This window comes from Tsukamurella sp. II2bb (assembly GCF_057815145.1).
Window position 1 is genome coordinate 889,126 of record NZ_JBYPZI010000001.1, and the last position, 15,834, is coordinate 904,959.

At 71.9% G+C, this 15,834-nt stretch carries 16 protein-coding genes; 8 read left to right on the forward strand and 8 right to left on the reverse strand.

Going from position 1 to position 15,834, the window contains the following annotated elements; translation table 11 throughout:
• Positions 1-80: 80 nt before the first annotated feature.
• A complete protein-coding gene (locus tag AC21LY_RS04670; protein ID WP_489045153.1) occupies positions 81-407 on the reverse strand; it encodes a hypothetical protein in 327 nt (108 codons plus the stop codon).
• A gap of 198 nt (positions 408-605) precedes the next feature.
• Positions 606-2,114 carry a glutamate-cysteine ligase family protein gene (locus tag AC21LY_RS04675; RefSeq protein ID WP_489045154.1) on the reverse strand — a complete coding sequence of 503 codons (1,509 nt, stop codon included), beginning with the start codon at positions 2,112-2,114 and terminating at the stop codon, positions 606-608.
• 164 nt (positions 2,115-2,278) lie between these two features.
• Between AC21LY_RS04675 and AC21LY_RS04680 the strand changes: the two genes are divergently transcribed.
• On the forward strand, positions 2,279-2,983 hold the full coding sequence (locus AC21LY_RS04680) for a hypothetical protein (protein WP_489045155.1): 705 nt from the start codon (positions 2,279-2,281) through the stop codon (positions 2,981-2,983).
• Between the two features lie 4 nt (positions 2,984-2,987).
• Here AC21LY_RS04680 and AC21LY_RS04685 read toward each other — a convergent pair whose 3' ends face one another.
• Both AC21LY_RS04685 and AC21LY_RS04690 read right to left on the reverse strand, forming a co-directional pair.
• Positions 2,988-3,368 (reverse strand): sterol carrier family protein, encoded by a 381-nt coding sequence (locus AC21LY_RS04685; RefSeq protein ID WP_489045157.1) that lies wholly within the window; start codon positions 3,366-3,368, stop codon positions 2,988-2,990.
• Positions 3,368-3,493 carry a hypothetical protein gene (locus AC21LY_RS04690; protein WP_489045158.1) on the reverse strand — a complete coding sequence of 42 codons (126 nt, stop codon included), beginning with the start codon at positions 3,491-3,493 and terminating at the stop codon, positions 3,368-3,370. The genes AC21LY_RS04685 and AC21LY_RS04690 overlap by 1 nt, the downstream gene beginning before the upstream one ends.
• 137 nt (positions 3,494-3,630) lie before the next feature.
• On the opposite strand from AC21LY_RS04690, the gene purF reads away from it, so the two are divergent.
• Complete coding sequence (gene purF / locus AC21LY_RS04695; protein WP_489045159.1) at positions 3,631-5,202, forward strand: amidophosphoribosyltransferase; 1,572 nt, start codon at positions 3,631-3,633, stop codon at positions 5,200-5,202.
• Positions 5,203-5,286: 84 nt separating this feature from the next.
• The gene (gene purM, locus AC21LY_RS04700) at positions 5,287-6,363 is read left to right on the forward strand and encodes a phosphoribosylformylglycinamidine cyclo-ligase (RefSeq protein ID WP_489045160.1); all 1,077 of its coding nucleotides are present in this window, start codon (positions 5,287-5,289) and stop codon (positions 6,361-6,363) included.
• A gap of 73 nt (positions 6,364-6,436) precedes the next feature.
• Here the strand turns inward: purM and AC21LY_RS04705 are convergent, their stop codons facing one another.
• The 3 genes from AC21LY_RS04705 to ygfZ all read right to left on the reverse strand — a co-directional run bounded on the left by AC21LY_RS04705 (position 6,437) and on the right by ygfZ (position 8,431).
• Entirely contained in the window at positions 6,437-6,637 is a 201-nt protein-coding gene (locus tag AC21LY_RS04705) for a DUF3073 domain-containing protein (RefSeq protein ID WP_489045161.1), read from the reverse strand.
• A 136-nt stretch (positions 6,638-6,773) separates the two neighbouring features.
• Positions 6,774-7,418, reverse strand: coding sequence for an MOSC domain-containing protein (locus AC21LY_RS04710; RefSeq protein ID WP_489045162.1), 645 nt, complete (start codon positions 7,416-7,418; stop codon positions 6,774-6,776).
• Positions 7,415-8,431, reverse strand: a complete 1,017-nt coding sequence (ygfZ, locus tag AC21LY_RS04715; protein WP_489045429.1) for a CAF17-like 4Fe-4S cluster assembly/insertion protein YgfZ — start codon at positions 8,429-8,431, stop codon at positions 7,415-7,417. Before ygfZ ends, AC21LY_RS04710 begins: the two co-directional genes overlap by 4 nt.
• Before the next feature lie 93 nt (positions 8,432-8,524).
• Here ygfZ and AC21LY_RS04720 point away from each other — a divergent pair, with 93 nt between their 5' ends.
• The 5 genes from AC21LY_RS04720 to cydC all read left to right on the forward strand — a co-directional run bounded on the left by AC21LY_RS04720 (position 8,525) and on the right by cydC (position 15,205).
• The gene (locus tag AC21LY_RS04720) at positions 8,525-9,388 is read left to right on the forward strand and encodes an aminodeoxychorismate lyase (protein WP_489045163.1); all 864 of its coding nucleotides are present in this window, start codon (positions 8,525-8,527) and stop codon (positions 9,386-9,388) included.
• Positions 9,389-9,509: 121 nt separating this feature from the next.
• The gene (locus AC21LY_RS04725; RefSeq protein ID WP_489045164.1) at positions 9,510-11,006 is read left to right on the forward strand and encodes a cytochrome ubiquinol oxidase subunit I; all 1,497 of its coding nucleotides are present in this window, start codon (positions 9,510-9,512) and stop codon (positions 11,004-11,006) included.
• Between the two features lie 9 nt (positions 11,007-11,015).
• Positions 11,016-12,050, forward strand: a complete 1,035-nt coding sequence (cydB, locus tag AC21LY_RS04730) for a cytochrome d ubiquinol oxidase subunit II (protein WP_489045165.1) — start codon at positions 11,016-11,018, stop codon at positions 12,048-12,050.
• A complete protein-coding gene (gene cydD / locus AC21LY_RS04735) occupies positions 12,043-13,647 on the forward strand; it encodes a thiol reductant ABC exporter subunit CydD (protein WP_489045166.1) in 1,605 nt (534 codons plus the stop codon). Before cydB ends, cydD begins: the two co-directional genes overlap by 8 nt.
• A complete protein-coding gene (cydC, locus tag AC21LY_RS04740) occupies positions 13,640-15,205 on the forward strand; it encodes a thiol reductant ABC exporter subunit CydC (RefSeq protein WP_489045167.1) in 1,566 nt (521 codons plus the stop codon). Before cydD ends, cydC begins: the two co-directional genes overlap by 8 nt.
• Here the strand turns inward: cydC and AC21LY_RS04745 are convergent.
• Positions 15,187-15,783: a TetR/AcrR family transcriptional regulator gene (locus AC21LY_RS04745; RefSeq protein WP_489045168.1), complete on the reverse strand. Its 597-nt coding sequence runs from the start codon at positions 15,781-15,783 to the stop codon at positions 15,187-15,189. The two genes, cydC and AC21LY_RS04745, sit on opposite strands and share 19 nt — an antisense overlap.
• Positions 15,784-15,834: the final 51 nt, after the last annotated feature.

A 15,834-nucleotide genomic window follows, 5' to 3' on the forward strand; every position in this document is an offset into this window, starting at 1 on the left:
GGGGGGGGGGGGGGTGGGGGGGGGGGGGGGGATAGGGGTTTTTTTCGCGGGGCCTCTTCCCCCCCCCCCACGGCGACGCGTCAGCTGAGAACTTCGATCTCGTAACCGGCCGCCTCCGCGGCCTCGCTGAGAGCCTCGACCGAGGTCGTGGGGAACTCCTTGATGATCTCGTGAACCAGGAACTGCTTGATGCCCGCGAGCGAGTTCGACAGGCGTCGAGCCTGTTCGCCGTCGGTCGCGTTGTTCATCACGAACTGCGTGAGGATGGCCTGAAGCGCATCGTCACCGCTCTCACGCTCGGCGCGGACGCTGTCCGCCGCGGAGTCGTCGAGAGCGGACAGGTCGGCGTCAGTAGCCGGATGCTCGTCGGCGTACAGACTTCGGAGGGTTGCAGTGAGGTCGCTCATCGTTGTCCCGATCTGTCGGAGGATCACTGGAAGGGCTCCCAGTGCCTCCGAAGCTAGAGCAACGAGTGCTTACGTAAAGTAATTTTGAAGTTACTGAATGTAACGAGTTGTTTTACCCTCGGCGTGCAGTAGCGTGCAGCGCGGCTGCAGCGGCGCGATCCCGACGGCTTCCGCCGTCGACGGCTTCTCCCGACTCGCTCACACCTCCCAGGTGTGGACAGGCCTGCCCTCGTGCATCAGCTGGACGTAGTCGGTGAGCATGCCGCGCAACGCCCGGTGGCGGTCCTCGCCCGCCTCCTGGCGCGCGGCGACGGCGGCGCGCTGCCAGCTCGAGCCGGTCTGCCGGTTCACGCACCGGCCCTCGAGGACCTCCAGGTACCGCTCGCGCGACTTCGAGCCGACCCCGTAGGCCTTCAGGCCCTGGTCCATCAGGGGGAGCAGGCGGCGCAGCACCAGCTCGTCGGGCCGGATCCAGCCGACGTTCGGCCAGTACAGGCCGGCGTCGAAGCCGTCCCGTGCACCGGAGTGCAGGTTCTCGGTGGCGGCGTCGAAGCTCATCTGCGTCCAGATCGGGCGGTCCGCCTCCACCAGTGCGCGGACCACGCCGTAGTAGAACGCGGCGTTCGCCATCGTGTCCACGACCGTGGGTCCGGCCGGCAGCACGCGGTTCTCCACGCGCAGGTGCGCGTGCCCGTCGACCACGTCGTAGACGGGGCGGTTCCACCGGTAGACGGTGCCGTTGTGCATCCGCAGCTCGGGCAGCTCGGGGATCTCGCCGCGGGAGACCACCTCGAGCGGGTCGACCTCGCTGCAGACCGGCAGCAGCGCGGGGAAGTAGCGGGTGTTCTCCTCGAACAGGTCGAAGGTGGAGGTGATCCACCGCTCGCCGAACCAGACCCGGGGTCGCACGCCCTGATTGCGCAGCTCCATGGGCCGGGTGTCGGTGGCCTGCTCGAAGAGCGGAATACGGGTCTCGTGCCAGAGCGCCTTCCCCGCCAGGAAGGGGGAGTTCGCGGCGATCGCGACCTGCACCCCCGCGATGGCCTGCGCCGCGTTCCAGTGCGCCGCGAAGTCCTCCGGTGCCACCCGCAGGTGCAGCTGCAGCGACGTGCAGGCGGCCTCCGGCAGGATGGTGTCGGAGGTGATGTCCAGCCGCTCGCCCACCACGGCGCCGGGCAGCGGCGCGCCCTCGATGTCGATCTCGATGTCCTCGCCGCGGGCAGCGAAGACCTGCTCGTTGAGCAGGTCGTAGCGCGGATTCGCGGAGAACCACTGCTCGCCGAAGTGCTCCTCCTCGAGCGTCGGGAGCATGCCGATCATCACGAGATTCGAGCCCGCCGCCCGCGCCCGCTCGTCGGCCCGGTTCAACGATGCCCGCAGCGAGTCCTCGAGGTTCTCGGTGCTCTGATCGACGAAGGGCCGCGGCGCCACGTTGATCTCGATGTTGAACTGGCCCAGCTCGGTCTGGAAGTCCGGATCGGCGATCGCCTCCAGCGCCTCCGCGTTGGCCATGGCCGGCTCCATCTCGTCGTCGACGAGATTGAGCTCGACCTCCATGCCGAGCAGCGGCTCCGGCGGGGCACCGTCGTCCGTGAACAGCCCCTCGGCCAGCATGCGGGCGATGGCGTCCGTTCCGCGCTGGACCTGGCGGCGGAACCGCATGCGGTCCTCGCGAGTGAACACCCTGGCATCGACATCGGCACCCATGGTTCGCAGCTTGGCAGACGCGGTGTGTCGTGCGCGGCCGATTCAGTCATCGAGGGGTGTGCGCAGCGCGCCGAGGACGGCATTGCCGGGTATTCGTCGTCCAGCACCGGCGATGAACTATCCTCGACACTCGTCGAACCCGCACCGATTCGGAGGATGCCCCCATGCGCGCCGCCCGTCGTTCCGCCCTGGCCCTCGTGGCCGCCTCCGCCCTCGCGGTGCCGACGGGAATCGCCGGCGCCGCACCCGCCAAGCCGGTGACGCCGGCGGCGCAGCTGCTCCTCACTCAGGCCGAGTTCCCCGCGGGCTACCAGGTGCAGAAGGTGAATCCGCAGGAGCTCTCGGAGATCACCGCGAGCGTCGGCACCGGGCTCAGCGGCGCCCGCGTCTCTCCTGCGCACTGCATGCAGGGCTTCGACCGGAGCGCGCTCAACCGTGCGGCCGGCGTGCCCATCGTGGTGGCGGTCGACAAGGCCAAGAAGTCCGCGCTCTCGGAGGCGCTGTCGCCGGCGGGCACCGTGGACTCCGCGGTGCGGATCCAGCCCGGCTGCGAGAAGGTCCGGATCGAGATGAACCTGGACGAGCCCGGCTCGGCCGGCCGGATCGTCATGAACATGACGTCGACCCCGATCACGCTGCCGGGCGCTCCCCGGGGCGCGCGGGCGGTATTCACCCGGTCGACGGGCACCGTCACCGTCAGCGGCAAGGACGAGCCCTTCGTGCAGGAGCAGATCATCGGCGGCGAGCAGGTGCGCGGCTACGCGGTGCTCCTGGTCGCCACCACCGCGAGCAACACCGCCCAGGCCGATCGGGCCGGTTTCACGGCGGCGCTCACCGCGGCCACGAACAAGGTGCGCACCGCGAAGTAGATCGCTACAGCCGCAGGATCGGCAGGTAGCGGGCGATCTCGCCCGCGCGGGAGCCGCTGGCCGCCAGGTCGGCGGCGTCCGTCGCCTCGTCGACGGTGACCAGGCCGGTCGCGAGCCGCAGCCAGACGCGCGGCGCGCACTCGACGACGTTCGGGGGCGTCCCGCGGGTGTGCCGCGGGCCCTCGATGCACTGGACGGCGACGAAGGGCGGCACCCGCACCTCCACCGACCCGCCGGGGGCGTCCTGCGCCAGCGTGCGGGCCGTCGACCGGACCGCGGCGGCGATCGCGGCGCGCGGGGGAGGGGGCGCGTCCTCGTCGGTGAGCCAATCGGAGACCGCGAGCACTGACGCGCGCATCTCCGCCGGATCGATCGTCTTCGCCATCAGTCCACCTTCCGGAAGACCTCGAAGGTCGTGCAACCGGCCGTCGGCGCGGTGACCGTGCCGCGCAGCACCGTCGTCGCCGCAGCCATCGCGACCGCCGTCGTCGTGCGCGGTCTCCGTGTCATATAGCCCTGTTCTCCCCGGCCCGGCCCCCGTCGGGCCGCCCGCCTCCAGGGAAGAAACCTACTCGCCGATTCGTTGCCGACCATGAATCGGTCCTACAATCGAATGAGGCCCGCCCCAGCCAGCCCCAGGAGTAGCCGTGCAGCAGCTTCCGCTCACCGTCGTCGATTCCACCAACGGTCCGCTCGATGACGGACAGGAGCGCGAGCCCCGCGAGGAGTGCGGCGTCTTCGGCGTCTGGGCCACCGGGGAGGACGTGGCGAAGCTCACGTACTACGGCCTGTACGCGCTGCAGCACCGCGGCCAGGAGGCGGCCGGCATCGCCGTGGGAGACGGCCAGCAGGTGCTCGTCTTCAAGGACCTCGGCCTCGTCAGCCAGGTCTTCGACGAGCAGACGCTGAGCTCGATGCCCGGCCATGTGGCCATCGGCCACTGCCGCTACTCCACGACCGGCTCCACCACCTGGGAGAACAGCCAGCCGATCTTCCGCACCACCAGCGCGGGCAACGGCGTCGCCCTCGGGCACAACGGCAACCTGGTCAACACGGCCGAGCTGGCCGCGCGCGCGGCCGACCTCGGGGTCGCGGGTGGGCGCTCCGGCGCCGCGGCGACGTCCGACTCCGACGTGCTCACCGCCCTCCTCGCGCACGCCGCCGCGGACCGCACGCTCGAGCAGGCGGCGATGGAGCTCCTGCCCACGGTGAAGGGCGCCTTCTGCCTCACCTTCATGGACGAGCACACGCTGTACGCCGCGCGCGACCCGCACGGGGTGCGCCCGCTGTCGCTGGGCCGCCTGGACCGCGGCTGGGTCGTCGCCTCCGAGACCGCCGCCTTCGACATCGTCGGCGCGTCCTTCGTCCGCGACATCGAGCCGGGCGAGCTGCTTGCGATCGACGAGGACGGCGTCCGCTCGACGCGGTTCGCCGCGGCCACCCCGAAGACCTGCATCTTCGAGTACGTCTACCTGGCCCGCCCCGACTCGGTGATCCACGGCCGGTCCGTGCACTCGACCCGGGTCGACATCGGCCGCCGCCTGGCCCGGGAGCACCCGGCCGCGGGCGACCTGGTGATCCCGGTGCCCGAGTCCGGCACCCCCGCGGCCGTCGGCTACGCCCAGGAATCGGGCATCCCCTACGGCCAGGGCCTGATGAAGAACGCCTATGTGGGCCGCACCTTCATCCAGCCCAGCCAGACCATCCGCCAGCTCGGCATCCGGCTCAAGCTCAACCCGCTGCGTGAGGTGATCCGCGGTAAGCGGCTCGTCGTGGTCGACGACTCGATCGTCCGCGGTAACACCCAGCGCGCCCTGATCCGGATGCTGCGTGAGGCGGGTGCCGCCGAGATCCACGTGCGGATCGCGTCGTCGCCGGTGAAGTGGCCGTGCTTCTACGGCATCGACTTCGCCTCGCCGGCCGAGCTGATCGCCAACGGCGGCGGGGCCGACTCGATGGAGGCCATGGTGGAGTCGGTGCGCGCCGCGATCGGCGCCGATTCGCTGGGCTACATCTCGCTGGAGGAGATGACCGCCGCCACCGAGCACGCCGGCGATTCGATGTGCCGTGCCTGCTTCGACGGCGTCTACCCGATCCCGCTGCCCGAGTCCACGTCGATGGGCAAGGCCGTCCTGGAGAACATGCTCAAGGCGGGTCGCAGTACGGGTGACCCGCTGCAGGCCGAGAACGACAACGCCTCGGCGCTCCGTCGTCCGTGAGCGGGGTCCCGCCCCGTCGTTCCTGACAGCGGTCCGCACTCCGCCGGACGCCCCGCGGCGTCCGGTCCGGTAGCCTATGGATCCGTGACGGATTCCAACACCCACCCGCCGCAGGGTGCCTCGTACGCCGCAGCAGGAGTCGACATCGAGGCGGGTGACCGGGCCGTCGAGCTGTTCAAGCCGCACGCCAAGCGCGCCACGCGGCCCGAGGTCCTCGGCGGCCTCGGCGGCTTCGCGGGCCTGTTCGCGCTGAAGAAGTACCGCGAGCCCGTGCTCGCCGCGTCGACCGACGGCGTCGGCACCAAGATCGCCGTGGCGCAGGCCCTGGGCAAGCACGACACCGTGGGCATCGACCTGGTCGCCATGGTCGTCGACGATCTGGTCGTGACCGGCGCCGAGCCGCTCTTCCTGCAGGACTACATCGCCGTCGGCAAGGTGGTCCCCGAGACCGTCGCCGAGCTGGTCGGCGGCATCGCCGAGGGCTGTGTCCGCGCCGGCTGCGCCCTGCTCGGCGGCGAGACCGCCGAGCACCCGGGCCTCATGGCCGAGGGGGAGTACGACCTGTCCGCGACCGGCGTCGGCGTGGTCGAGGCCGACGAGGTGCTCGGCCCGGACAACGTGCGCGCCGGCGACGTGGTGATCGCCATGAAGAGCTCGGGCCTGCACAGCAACGGCTACAGCCTCGCCCGCAAGGTCCTGCTCGACTGGGGCCACATGGACCTCGGCGGCTACGTCGAGGAGTTCGGCCGCACCCTGGGCGAGGAGCTGCTCGAGCCCACCGCCATCTACGCCCTCGACTGCCTGCGGCTGGCTCAGGAGACGCAGGTGCGCACGTTCTGCCACGTGACCGGTGGCGGGCTCGCCGCCAACCTGGCCCGCGTGATCCCCGAGGGTCTCGTCGCTGAGCTCGATCGCAACACGTGGAGCCCGTCGGCCGTCTTCGCCCTGATCGCCCAGCGCGGCCGGGTGGAGCAGGCCGAGATGGAGAAGACCTTCAACATGGGTGTCGGCATGGTGGCGATCGTCGCGCCCGAGGACGTGGACCGCGCTCTCGCCGTGCTCACCGCACGCCACATCGACAGCTGGGTGCTGGGTGCGATCAAGAAGTCCGACGGTGCCTCCGCCGGCGCAGTGCTGAGCGGTTCACACCCGAAGTTCTAGGAACGCCGTCGGCACCGTGACCGGTGGTCACGGTGCCTCTCGGCGGGGTGTGAAACGGAGCAGGCGCAGCGCGTCAGGCGCGGCGCCACTCGTCCTCGCGGTACGGGTCACCCGCGATATCGCTCCATTCGGGGTGCGAGGCGAGAGCATCGGCCTCGTCGTTCCCGCCACCCGCCAGCTCGTCCTGCAGCCTTTTCAGGTCAGTGCTCGGCGTGCTGTACTTCAGCTCGCGTGCAACCTTGGTCTGCTTCGCCTTTGCCCGGCCGCGGCCCATGGGGGACCCCCTTGCGCAATGAAGGGGCGGCCAACTACCGGATTGCCCGGCGGGTGGCGGCCCCTTTCTCCGTTTACAAAATTCTTCCTGACGACCAGTTTAGCGTGCTCCCGTCGATGGTGCTGCCGCCCGGGTGTCAGACGGCGCGTTGCAGGGCGCGCGCAGCGTCCCGGTGGACCTTAGGGGGCAGGTCAGGGGCGTCGAGGAGGGCGCGCAGGCGGTCCGGCCGCGTCGCGGCGAAGAGGTCCCGGACGGTCGCGCCGTGCGCGGGGGCGTGCACGACGGTCACCGCGTCGCCGGCGGCGACGGGGCCGGGGGTGAGCACGCGGAAGTACGCCCCGCTGTCGCCCCGCTCGGTGAACCGCTTCACCCAGTGCTCCTCGCCGGCCCACAGCGCGAAGGTGCGGCACGGGGTGCGGGGGATGGTCACCTCGAGTTCGAGCGTCGCGCCCACACGCAGCCGTGCGCCGACGACGAGGTCGGTGGTGTCGCCGTCGAGCCGCAGGTTCTCGCCGAACCAGCCGGCGGGGAGGTCGCGGCCGAGATCGGCCGCCCATCGGCGCGCCTCGTGCTCGGAGTAGGCGTAGACCGCCTGCTCGGCACCGCCGTGGTGGCGGGTGTCGCAGACGTGGTCCGTCACGAGGCCGAGGGGACCCACCTCGACGGGGCCGTCGGCCGGGCGCTTGTCGATGGCCGTCCGCTGGGCGGGCTTGCGCGGGTCCAGACTGCGCTCGCCCGCCACGACGCAGACGGCGAGGACCTGCGAGGTCGCGGCCGTCACCGGCCGCGCAGGCGGTCGACGGCGGACCGTCCGGCCTGTTCGCCCGCGTCGCGCGACGGGGTGACCTCGGTGTCGATCGCCGCGGCGGCGCCGCCGGCGTCGAGCTCGGCATCGTCGGGAACCGAGCGCTTGATCAGCGCCAGGGCGATGGGGCCGTAGTCGGCGTGCTCGACGACGGTGCCGAGCCGCCCGACGGTGCGCCCGTCCAGCGTCACGGGGTCGCCCGTCGCGGGGCGTGCATCGGCGGAACCGTCGAGGTGCAGGAGCACGAGCCGGCGCGGGGGGCGGCCCAGGTTCTGCACCCGGGCGACGGTCTCCTGTCCGCGGTAGCAGCCCTTGTCGAGGTGCACGGCCGTGGCGATCCAGTCCACCTCGTGCGGGATCGTCTTGACGTCCGTGTCGACGCCCTGCCGGGCGCGGGCTGCGGCGACCCGTCGGGCCTCGTACGTCCAGGTGCCCGCCGGGCGCGCCCCGGCCCCGACGAGAGCGTCGAAGGTCGCGCGGAGCTCCTCGCGCGGCACGATGAGGTTCACCTCGCCGTCCTCGGTGCGGCGCACCCCGTCGACCTTCGCGGCGACCGACTCCGCCTCGGGCCCGACGACGGTGAGCACGGCCAGGTCCGGTCGCGCCTGAACCTGCACGTCGGACCGGAAGACCATGCGCTGCAGATAGGTCGCGAGGTCCGGGCTGAGGGGCGCCTCCGCCGGGGCGAGCGCGGCGGGCTCGGTGTCGAGATAGGTGGTGCCGTCCACGTCGATCAGGTGGAAGTGGTCCAGCACCCGGCCGCTGCCGTCGAGATTGAGGTTCTGCGTGGCGGTGCGGTCGGGGAGGTGGGTGAGGTGCTGGCTGGTGATGGAGTGCAGCCAGGACAGGCGCTCGGGGCCGGTGAGCGTGATCACGCGGCGATGCGAGCGGTCGATGACGGCGGCGCCGCGCTCCGCGGCCCGCTGCTCGCCGAACGGATCCCCGAAATGCCAGATCACGCCGGCGTCGGGAGTGCCCTCGGGGTTCATGATGCCGGACGCGGAATGAACGTCGATCGCCACGACCCCAGCCTACGCGCGGTGCCCGCGCGGAGCTCCGGGGCGTCGAATAGTGTTGCCGCCATGGCTTCCGTGGTGGTGACCCTGGACGGTTCCGTGCGCGCCTCCGACGCGCCCCTGCTCTATGCGGACGACCTCGGCGCGGTCCGCGGCGACGGCTGTTTCGAGACGGTGCTGGTGCGCGACGGCGTGCCGCTGAAGGGGCGGGCGCATCTCGACCGTCTGGCCCGCTCGGCCGCCGCGCTCGGCCTGCCAGCGCCCAACGACGGCGCGTGGTGGGCGGCGATGCAGCGGGCTGCGATGCTCTACGGCGAGGAGGCGGGCGGCGATGAGGGCGCCCTGCGCCTGGTCTACACGCGGGGCCGGGAGTCCGACCCGGGCGCGCCCACGGCGTACGTGAGCGTCGGACCCGTGCCCGAGCGGGCGCTGCGGGCGCGGGCCGAGGGCGTCTCGGCCCTCACGCTCAATCGCGGCTACTCGACGGTGCTGGGCGCGGACGCGCCGTGGCTCCTCCTCGGCGCGAAGACGCTCTCTTACGCGGTGAACATGGCCGCCGCCCGGTACGCCGCCGAGCGCGGCGCCGACGACGTGATCTTCACCTCCAGCGAGGGCCGCGTCCTCGAGGCGCCGCGCGCCACCGTCGTGATCGCGCGCGGCCGCACGCTGGTCACCCCGCCCCCGGAGCAGGGCATCCTGCCGGGCACGACGGTGCGGGCGCTGTTCGACGCGGCCGAGGACAAGGGCGTGGCGACCGCCGTCGAGCCGCTCTTCCCCGTGGACCTCGTGATGAACGACGGGGTGTGGCTGGTCTCGTCGATCACGCTGTGCGCGCGGGTCCACACGCTCGACGGCCGCCCCCTGCCCGACGCGCCGATGGATTCGACGGTGCGCGAGCTCATCGACGTGGGGATCCAGAACACGCCGTGATGCCTGTCTCACCACGTGGGATCGGAGAACGATATCTACTACCATCAGTAGTAGATATCGCTTAAGGTGGTACCACGTCGGCAGGGAGACCGGGCCGACCCCCTCGGCCCAGGGAGCACGCATGACCGCGTTGGACATAGCTCGGTGGCAGTTCGGCATGACCACGGTGATGCATTTCATCCTGGTCCCGCTGACGATCGGCCTGGCGCCGATGGTCGCCACGATGCAGACCATCTGGCTGATCACCGGGAAGGCGGCGTGGCTCAAGGCCACCAACTTCTTCGGCAAGCTCTTCCTCATCAACTTCGCGCTCGGCGTCGCCACCGGCATCGTGCAGGAGTTCCAGTTCGGCATGGCCTGGAGCGAGTACAGCAAGTTCGTCGGCGACGTCTTCGGCGCTCCGCTCGCGCTCGAGGGCCTCGTCGCCTTCTTCATGGAGTCGACCTTCCTCGGCCTGTGGATCTTCGGCTGGACGAGGCTTCCCAGAGTCGTTCACCTGGGCTGTATCTGGCTGGTCGCGCTCGGCGTCAACGCCTCCGCGTACTTCATCATCGCCGCGAACTCGTGGATGCAGCACCCCGTGGGCGCCACCTTCAACCCGGAGAAGAACCGGGCGGAGCTCACGAGCATCTGGGAGGTGCTCACCAACTCGACCACCCTGGCCGCGTTCCCGCACACCGTCTTCGGCGCCTGGCTCACCGCCGGTACCTTCGTCGCCGCGATCGGCGGCTGGTGGATGGTGCGCGGCATGCGCAAGGGCGAGGCGGACGCGATCGAGCTGGCGCAGTCGATGCGCCCCGTGACCCGGTTCGGGCTCGGGGTCATGATCGCCTCGGCGGTGGGCCTCGGCATCACCGGCGACGCCCAGGCCAAGCTCATGTTCGAGCAGCAGCCGATGAAAATGGCCTCGGCGGAATCGCTCTGCCACACCGAGACCGGGGCCAGCTTCTCGTTGCTCACCATCGGTACGCACAACAACTGCGAATCGGTGACGCACGTCCTCGAAGTGCCGTACCTGACCTCCTTCCTCGCCAACGGCGACTTCAACTCCACGCTCAAGGGCGTCACCGAGCTGCAGGCCGAGGCCGTCGAGAAGTTCGGTCCCGGCGACTACCGCCCCAACCTCTTCGTCTCCTACTGGGCCTTCCGCGCCATGATGGGCTGGTCCGTCGGCTCGGGCGTGCTGGCGCTGGCCGGCCTGTGGGTCACTCGCCGCGGTCGCGTCCCGAATCAGAAGTGGTTCAGCAGGATCTGTCTCATCGCGCTGCCCACGCCCTTCCTGGCGAACACCTCCGGCTGGGTGTTCACGGAGATGGGCCGCCAGCCGTGGGTGGTGGCGCCGAACCCGAACGGCGACCCGACGATCCGGCTCACCGTCGGCCAGGCCGTCTCCGGCCACTCGGCCACGATGATGGCCTTCTCCATCGTGACCTTCGCAGCGGTCTACGGCGTGCTCTACCTGCTGTGGTTCTTCCTGCTCCGGCGGTACGTGATCAAGGGGCCGAACCTGCACAGCCCGCTCGACCCGCCGCACGACGACGATCCGCCCGGCGACGCCCCCGAGGGCGCGGAGCAGGGCCGGAAGGCACCGTCGGACCACCTCTCCTTCGCGTACTAGGAGGCCGCCATGACGCTCCCCGACTACTGGTTCCTCGCCATCGGCTTCCTGTTCACCGGCTACTTCGTGCTGGAGGGCTTCGACTTCGGTGTCGGCATGCTCATGCCGATCCTGGGGCGCAAGCGGTCCCACGCCGACGCGGAGGAGCGGCGCCGCGTCCTGCTGAACACCATCGGCCCCGTCTGGGACGGCAACGAGGTGTGGCTGATCACCGCCGGCGCTGCGATGTTCGCGGCCTTCCCCGTCTGGTACGCCGAGGTCTTCTCCGGCTTCTACCTCGTCCTGCTCGCGATCCTCGTGGGCCTGATCACCCGCGTGTGTGCGATCGAGTGGCGCGGCAAGATCGACGAACCGCGGTGGCGCGGCTGGGCCGATGTCGGGATCGGTCTCGGCTCCTGGATCCCCGCGTTCGCGTGGGGCCTGCTCTTCGCGAACGTCGTGCACGGCGTCGACCTCGACGAGCGCGGCGGCATGACCAGCGAGGTCTGGGATCTGCTCAACCCCTACGGGCTGCTCGGCGGGATCGCGACCCTGGGCCTGTTCCTGCTGCACGGCACGATCTTCGTGGCGCTCAAGTCCGACGGTGACGTCCGGGTCGACGCCCGGCGCCTCGCCGTGCGGATGTGGTTGCCCGTCACCGTGATCGGCGCGGTCTTCGCGGTCTGGACGCAGCTCGGCCACGGTAAGGCGTGGACCTGGGCGATGGTCGCCCTGGCCGCCGCCGGGCTGCTCGCCGCGGGCCCGCTGATCCGAGCCGGGCGCGAGCTCGCCGCCTTCTTCGCCACGTCGCTGACGGTGATCGGCGTGAGCGCGCTGCTCTTCGGATCGCTGTTCCCCAACGTGCTCAATGCGACCGATCCGTCCCGCTCGATCACCATCGAGGCCGCGGCTTCCTCGCACTACACGCTGGTCGTGATGTCCTGGTGCACCGTCGTTCTGCTGCCCTTGGTGATGATCTACCAGGCGTGGACCTACTGGGTCTTCCGCAAGCGGATCTCCGTCGCCCAGATCCCACCGTCGATCGGCCTCACGCCCCGTGCCTGACACCCGGGCACCGGTCGATCCACGGCTGCTGCGGTACGCGCGCAGCTCGCGCGGATTGATGGCGACTGTCATCGCCTGCGGCGTTCTGGAGACCGGCGCGGTGATCGCGCTGGCGTACGCGCTCGCGGCGGCGCTCTCCCGCCTCGTCGCCGGGAACGCCGCCGTGGCGGGCCCCGTCGCCCTGGCTGTGGGCGCGGTCGCGGTGCGGGTCGCGGTGAGCCATCTGCGATCCCGGATCGAGCGCCGCGCCGCGGATCGCGTGGTCTCCGAACTGCGCGCCGCCGCACTCGACGCCGTCGGGCCGGGACGGACCCCCGTCGACCGCGAGGAACTGCGCACCGCGCTCACCCGCGGTCTCGACGACCTGCCGCCCTACCTCACCGGCTACGTCCCCGCGCTGGCGCTGAGCGCGATCGCGACGCCCGTCCTGATCCTCGCGATGTTCCTCGCGGACTGGGTCTCCGGGGCGATCGCGCTCGGCACGCTGCCGCTGCTGCCGATCTTCATGATTCTGATCGGCCTGCTCACCCGGGACCGGACCCGTCGCCGCCTGGCGGCGATGGCGCAGCTCTCCGCGCGGCTGCTCGACCTGGTCGCCGGCCTGCCGACCCTGCGGGCCCTGGGCCGCGAGCGCGGACCCGAGCGCACGGTGCGGGAGCTCGGGGCGCGCAACGAGACCGAGACCATGGGCGCGCTGCGGATCGCCTTCCTCTCCTCCTTCGCCCTGGAACTGCTCGCCACCCTGTGCGTCGCGCTCGTCGCGGTGAGCATCGGCCTACGGCTGGTCTACGGCGAGATGACTCTGTTCGCGGGTGTTTTCGCGTTGATCCTGGCCCCGGAGGTGTACCGGCCGCTGCGCGCGGTCGGTGCGGGCTTCCACGCCGCCGAGCAGGGGATCGAGGCCACCGGCCGGGTCTTCGCGCTGCTCGACGCGCCCGGTCCGGCACCGCCCCGCGGCACCGCGCACCCCGGCGTGCTCGTCGCGCGGGGCGTCACCGTCGAGGGGCGGGACGGAGCGGCACCGTCGGGCTTCGACGGGACCTTCGCCCCCGGACGGCTCACCGTGCTCACCGGTCCGAACGGCTCCGGCAAGTCGACCCTGCTGACGGTCCTCGCGGGGCTCGCGGTGCCGGATGCGGGGGAGGTGCGCATCGACGGTGCGCCGCTCGCCGGCGGTCCGGACTGGTGGGCGCACGTGGCGTGGTGCCCCCAGCACCCCTACCTCGAACCCGGCACCCTGGAACACAACTTCACCCTGCTGGGCGCTCCCGCACCGGATTCCGTGCCGGACGTGCTCGCCGCCACGGGCCTCGACGAGGTGGTCGCCGAGCGCGGCTGGGGGCGGCCGGTGGGCACCGGCGGGACCGGGCTCTCCGCCGGGCAGCGACAGCGGCTCGCACTGGCCCGCACCCTTGCGCTCGGTCGCGCGGTGTTGCTCTTCGACGAGCCGACGGCGCACCTCGACGAGGATCTGGCCGCGCGGGTGCTCGCCGTGCTCCGGGCCCGCGCGGACGCCGGGGCCATCGTCGTGGTGGCCGCGCACGATCCACTGGTGCTCGCCGCCGCCGACGAGGTGCTGGCGGTGGCGCATGAGTGACCTGCTGATCTGCCTGCGGGCCATGCGGACCCGGCCGCTCGCCGTGCTCGGCGCCGTCGGCGCGGGCGTGCTGACCGCCGGCAGTGCCCTCGCGCTGGCGGGGCTCTCGGCCTGGCTCATCACCAAGGCGTGGACGATGCCGCCGGTGCTCGCGCTGTCGCTGGCGGTGACGTCGGTGCGCGGGCTCGGCATCACCCGCGGGCTGATGCGGTACGTCGAGCGGCTCGCCTCGCACCGGGTCGCGCTGCGCGGACTCACGGAGCTGCGGGCCGCGCTGTACCTGCGGCTCGCCGCTGCCGCGCCCGCGGAATCGGTTCGCCTCTCCGACGGAGAACTCCTGGCCCGCACCGGCTCCGATGTCGATGCGGTCGGCGATGCCGTGGTGCGCACGGTGATCCCCGCCGCGGTCGCAGTGACGATCTCGGTCGCCGCCACCGGCTGGATGTGGTTCCTCGACCCGCGCGCGGGTGTCGTGCTCGGCGTCTGCCTGCTGGTCGCCGGGGTGGCCGTGCCCTGGCTGACCGCGCGCGCGACCCGCGACCGCGCCGCTGCGGAGGCCGCCGGGAGCGAGGCCTTCGGCGCCGCGGCCTCGGCGGTGCTCGACCACGCCGGGGAGCTCGCGGTCGCGGGGCGGCTCGACGCGGTGCGGGCCCGCGCGGCCCGCGCCGAGGACGCCCGGCGGTCCGCCGTCGACCGGGCCGCTCGCACGGGCGCGCTCGCGGACGCGGCGATCCCGCTCGCCGTCGGGATGGCGGTGATCGCCGCGCTGCTCGTCGCGATCGCGCGGGTGGACTCGGCCGCCGCGACCACGCTGGGCATCCTGGTCCTCCTGCCGCTCAGCGCCTTCGAGGCCGTTTCCGCGCTGCCGGATGCGGCGCGGCAGTACGTGCGCTCCGCCGACGCCGCCGGCCGGATCGCGCCCTTGCTCACGCTCCCCGCGGTGCCCTCCGGGAGTGTGCCGGTGCCCCCGCACCCGACGCTGCGGCTGGGTCCGCTGACGCTCGAGCCCGGCGACCGGCTCGCGGTGCGTGGCCCCTCCGGGGCGGGCAAGACGACGCTCCTGCTCGCCCTCGCGGGGCTCGACGATCGCGGCGGGGAGGTGCTGGTCGACGGCGTTCCCGCGCGAGAATGCGCGGCTCTCCCCGCGTCCGTGGCCTTCTTCGGCGAGGCGGCACACGTCTTCGCGACGACGGTGGCGGAGAACGCCCGCGTGGCCCGCGGCGACGCGACCGACGCCGAGATCGTCGCGGCCCTGCGCCGGGTCGGGCTGGGGGAGTGGGTCGAGGGCCTCCCGGACGGTGTGGACACCGCGCTGGACGACGGCGCCGATTCGTTATCGGGTGGACAGCGCCGCCGGTTGTTGCTGGCACGGGCGCTGCTCAGCCCCGCCACCGTCGTCCTGCTGGACGAGCCGACCGAGCACCTCGACGACGCCGACGCGCGCCGCCTCCTCGCCGAGATCCTGGACCCCGCCGGGCTGTTCCCCGGCCGCACCGTCGTCGTCGCGGGGCATGCGGACCCGCCGGACGGCGTGCCGGTTCACGATGTCGGGTTCTGAGGCGCTCGGGCGGTGACGCCCCGGATCGCGGCCTCGACGGCCGCCTCGGCGAGCGGCCACTGCTGATCCCCCGGTAGGTGGTGCAGGGGGCCGCGCAGCGCCATCTCGGCGAAGCCGTGGACCATCGACCAGCAGGACCAGGTGGCGGACCGCCGGGCCTCGGGCCGGAGCAGGCCCGCGTGCACCATGAGGTCCAGTGCCTCCGACAGCGCGATGTACGGCGGGATCCCGCTCAGGGACTCCGGATCCGGCGCCTCGTCGCCGAAGAAGCAGACGGAGAACCAGCCGGGCTCGGCCAGGGCGAAGGCGATGTAGCCGAGGCCCACAGCCCGCAGGCGCTCGACCGGGCCCTGGTCGGGGTGGACGGGCATGGCATCGGCCATGCGCTGTTCGATCGCCGTGCTCACGGCGCGCAGCAGCGCGAGGCGGTCGGGGAAGTGGCGGTAGGCCGCGTTCGGGCTGACCCCCACCCGCCGGGTCACTTCGCGGATGGTCAGCGCGGCGGGTCCGCCGCTGCGCGTGACCTCCAGTCCCGCCTCGACGAGCGCCTGTGCGAGGTCGCCGTGGTGGTACGCCATGGCCTTGTGCCTCCTGCTCGTCAAGTGTACGGTGTGAACATAACAGATGTG

Coding starts and splice junctions, on each gene's coding strand:
- cydB (WP_489045165.1), top strand. CDS start 11,016: ATGACGCTCCCCGACTACTGGTTCCTCGCCATCGGCTTCCTGTTCACC.
- ygfZ (WP_489045429.1), bottom strand. CDS start 8,431: ATGAACCCCGAGGGCACTCCCGACGCCGGCGTGATCTGGCATTTCGGG.
- AC21LY_RS04685 (WP_489045157.1), bottom strand. CDS start 3,368: ATGGCGAAGACGATCGATCCGGCGGAGATGCGCGCGTCAGTGCTCGCG.
- cydC (WP_489045167.1), top strand. CDS start 13,640: ATGAGTGACCTGCTGATCTGCCTGCGGGCCATGCGGACCCGGCCGCTC.
- AC21LY_RS04745 (WP_489045168.1), bottom strand. CDS start 15,783: ATGGCGTACCACCACGGCGACCTCGCACAGGCGCTCGTCGAGGCGGGA.
- AC21LY_RS04720 (WP_489045163.1), top strand. CDS start 8,525: ATGGCTTCCGTGGTGGTGACCCTGGACGGTTCCGTGCGCGCCTCCGAC.
- AC21LY_RS04670 (WP_489045153.1), bottom strand. CDS start 407: ATGAGCGACCTCACTGCAACCCTCCGAAGTCTGTACGCCGACGAGCAT.
- AC21LY_RS04725 (WP_489045164.1), top strand. CDS start 9,510: ATGACCGCGTTGGACATAGCTCGGTGGCAGTTCGGCATGACCACGGTG.
- AC21LY_RS04690 (WP_489045158.1), bottom strand. CDS start 3,493: ATGACACGGAGACCGCGCACGACGACGGCGGTCGCGATGGCTGCGGCG.
- AC21LY_RS04675 (WP_489045154.1), bottom strand. CDS start 2,114: ATGGGTGCCGATGTCGATGCCAGGGTGTTCACTCGCGAGGACCGCATG.
- AC21LY_RS04680 (WP_489045155.1), top strand. CDS start 2,279: ATGCGCGCCGCCCGTCGTTCCGCCCTGGCCCTCGTGGCCGCCTCCGCC.
- AC21LY_RS04705 (WP_489045161.1), bottom strand. CDS start 6,637: ATGGGCCGCGGCCGGGCAAAGGCGAAGCAGACCAAGGTTGCACGCGAG.